Raw genomic sequence first — 2,037 nt, 5'->3', positions numbered from 1 at the left:
CTTTCCTTCCGTTGGAGGAGCTATCATTCTGCTGCATCCCAAAAAAGGACGACTGATAGTAAGGCCCGGAGCAAAAGATAAAACAGGAAATTTGTTCGTGATACTCCTGAAAGATTACCTGCAATTGCACGAAGAATGGATAAAGCTCAGTGCTGTTAATGGTTAGGCCATAAATTTTCCCTGGCAGGTAAGTTTTTCACAAAGATATCTTAGCTGATAGATCTGTACTACCGTTAGCCATTTTTTAAATTAATAAACAAATAATTTGATGACACTATTTAAGAAAATAACCATCATTATTTCGCCATATTTCTAATCAGTTTAAAATTCTATTCACTTTTTTCTCAATGCCTTGCAACTAAAATTGACGCCATTGTTTTAAGAGAGTTTAAAGATAATAATGGACCTGGCGGAGTGTCTATGGTAGCAAAAAATGGAAAAGTGGTTTATCAAAAAGCTTTCGGCAAAGCCAATATTTTGCCTTTGTTGGTGTTCCACACCAATCTCCCCTCGCTTCCTTCGCCGTTGTTGCGTCTTATTGACCAACAACAAGTAGCACCTGAATACTTTTACCGAAAAAAGCATTTCTTCTTCGCAACCATCGTTTGCTGCAATGCATCGTTCGTTAAAAAGAAGCAACAGCGGCGGGGATTACAGGAAATCTAAAATAGGCAAATGCTTTTCGTTAAGATTCTTTTGTTCGAGCATAATGCTGTGAAAACTCCCCTGGAACAATACTCTACACACCTTTTCACTTTTTGGATAATTTGCTTAGTTTTGTTTAAAATGTACAATGATGAAACAAAACGGAAACTTGAAAATATCATTCGAGGAAGCCTCATTGAGAGGATTCCGGATCATTGCACAGCAGTCCGCAACCTCTTATGTACAAGCTTTAGCACAAGTACAACGGTTAAAAGAGACTTCGAAAGTTAACCCCTCATTAAAAAAGAACAGGAGTCAGGCTTAAGAAACTACGCCACCAGTAACCAGCTTTGGGTTACGCATTTACCAGCACAATATTTAACAAGGGGGAGTGAAGCACAGGTTTACCTGGATATTGACAGTAAGCATGTAGTAAAGATCAATGATGCCATTTATTATGCAACATGGCTGGAGTATTTAAACAGCTTGTTATTGCATAATCTTATTTTTAAAGATACTGCTTACACATTTTTAGGGTTTATTGATTTAGATAATGTGCTGCATGCTGTTGTAAGGCAGCCATTTATTATTGCAGATGGTCAGGCTGCGTTGGAAGATATTCGTGCTTTCCTGGAGTATAATGGATTTGAAAATACAAGGCGGCATGACTATTTTAATAAAACCTACGGACTAATCCTGGAAGATATGCATGATGAAAATGTTATTTTAAAATTCGAAAAATTATTTTTTATTGATACTGTATTTTATACAGTTGCAGAAGAATAAAAATTTCCTTCATCCTTGTTGTTATGCAGCGTTAACAATTTGTAAAGCGTACCAACAACGCAGCCCGAAGCCCACCCTCTAATAATTATAATAATATTAAAACTGTGTGTCCTTAAATTTGCTGCAGCTTTCGTTACTCACCTTGTTGGTACGCCATAGCTGCATTGGCCTGGCTGCATACCAACAATGTCAGAATTATTCGCCGCCGTGGGTAATCCCAATCGCCGACGCTTGATTTTCAACCAGCGGCGTACGCTTCAATTACACTTAACGGGCACTGGCAACCCGAAGCCCACCTTTATTCTGTTGTCAAGATTCCTGTCTCCTTTTTGCCATCAGCCACCGGTACTAAATCAATAGTTGTTCTAAAATTCACAAAGCCGCCTAAACCATCGCATTTAAAAAAATATTCTTTTCCAAACTTAACTTTTACGGGAGTATCGGTATTGCCTTTTTTATCTGCTGCTACAGTAAAGTTGCCTTCTTTAAATACTTTTATGGTAATATAATTGTTAGCTTTTAAATTATGCACCAGGCTGTCATTTACATAAATAGGTATCTTTTTTACCGACTTCATTATTAGCGGAACAAAGCTTCTGTAAAAAT

The 2,037-nt window shown here is 37.5% G+C and carries 3 protein-coding genes; 2 read left to right on the top strand and 1 reads right to left on the bottom strand.

The features are described 5' to 3' along the window. The first annotated feature begins 441 nt into the window (after positions 1-441). On the top strand, positions 442-666 hold the full coding sequence (locus ACY65O_RS10080; protein WP_462220725.1) for a hypothetical protein: 225 nt from the start codon (positions 442-444) through the stop codon (positions 664-666). Positions 667-942: 276 nt separating this feature from the next. Continuing rightward, positions 943-1,431 (top strand): putative polyvalent protein kinase domain-containing protein, encoded by a 489-nt coding sequence (locus tag ACY65O_RS10075; protein WP_462220726.1) that lies wholly within the window; start codon positions 943-945, stop codon positions 1,429-1,431. Between the two features lie 298 nt (positions 1,432-1,729). On the opposite strand, the gene ACY65O_RS10070 is transcribed toward ACY65O_RS10075, so the two are convergent. After that, positions 1,730-2,037 (bottom strand): hypothetical protein (locus ACY65O_RS10070; protein WP_462220724.1); only part of this gene is annotated, 308 nt, incomplete at its 5' end.

Origin of the sequence: Ferruginibacter sp. (assembly GCF_031430955.1) — a bacterium.
GTDB lineage: Bacteria > Bacteroidota > Bacteroidia > Chitinophagales > Chitinophagaceae > Ferruginibacter.
The sequence above is the reverse complement of the archived record's forward strand: the minus strand, read 5'-3'. Positions and strand labels throughout refer to the sequence as shown.